At 48.1% G+C, this 944-nt stretch carries 1 protein-coding gene; it reads left to right on the plus strand.

All coding sequences use genetic code 11. The features are described from left to right. On the plus strand, window positions 1-944 hold a 944-nt coding region (locus tag Xbud_RS19060), incomplete at both ends, for a condensation domain-containing protein (protein ID WP_244590056.1).

A 944-nucleotide genomic window follows, 5' to 3' on the forward strand; every position in this document is an offset into this window, starting at 1 on the left:
GAGGTATTGGGGCTGAAACGGGTTGGCATTGAGGATAACTTCTTCCGTATTGGAGGCAACTCCCTGACAGCGGTTAAGCTGACCGCCGCCATTCGCCGGATTTTGGCAATGGATGTTTCTCTGGCACAGGTGTTTGAGTTGAAAACGGTTGCCGGATTAGCAACCCAGATGGGGCAGCAGACATCTATTGTCATTCCTCATATTGAGCTTGCCCGTTATCCCTTGTCCTTTGCTCAGGAGAGGATGCTGTTTATTGAGCAGTTTGAACAGGGCACATATGCCTACCATATTCCTTATCTGATGCTGTTGGATGAAGGAGTTAGCTTATCTGTACTGGAAAGTGCAATTAATCAGGTGGTTGAGCGTCATTCCGTTCTGAAAATGGTTTACCGCAGTGGCGGTGATCATACTTATCAACAACTGCATTCTTCTCAACAACTGATTGAAGAGCCGCTGGCTTTCAAAACACAGCTTCTTGAGAGTGTTGAGATACTTTGGCAAATATTGCGTACTGAATTAGCTACACCATTCAATTTGACAACAGAGCCGGGTTTGCGCCTGCGCCATTACCAGGTCGGTCACAGTCACTATCTTTTGTTCATGTGGCATCACATTGCCATTGATGGCTGGTCGGTGGATATCTTTATGCATGAGCTGGCGGAGGTTTACCATGCTCTGCTCGAAAAGCGTGACAGCCGTTTGCCCGCATTGGAAATCACTTATGGTGATTATGCCCACTGGCAGAAGGCGTATTTGCAGGGAGAAGAAGGAAAACATCAACGGGCATACTGGCAGCAGACACTGGCGGAGTATGAGCCGTTGCTTTTGCCGACCGATTACCCCCGTCCGGCACAGGTAGATTATCAGGGACGAAATTTCGGCTTTACGTTAGGAAGTGAACTTACCGGCCAGCTAAAGACATTAGCAAAACAGCAGGAAACCAC

The organism is Xenorhabdus budapestensis, from assembly GCF_002632465.1.
GTDB classification, from domain to species: Bacteria; Pseudomonadota; Gammaproteobacteria; order Enterobacterales; family Enterobacteriaceae; genus Xenorhabdus; species Xenorhabdus budapestensis.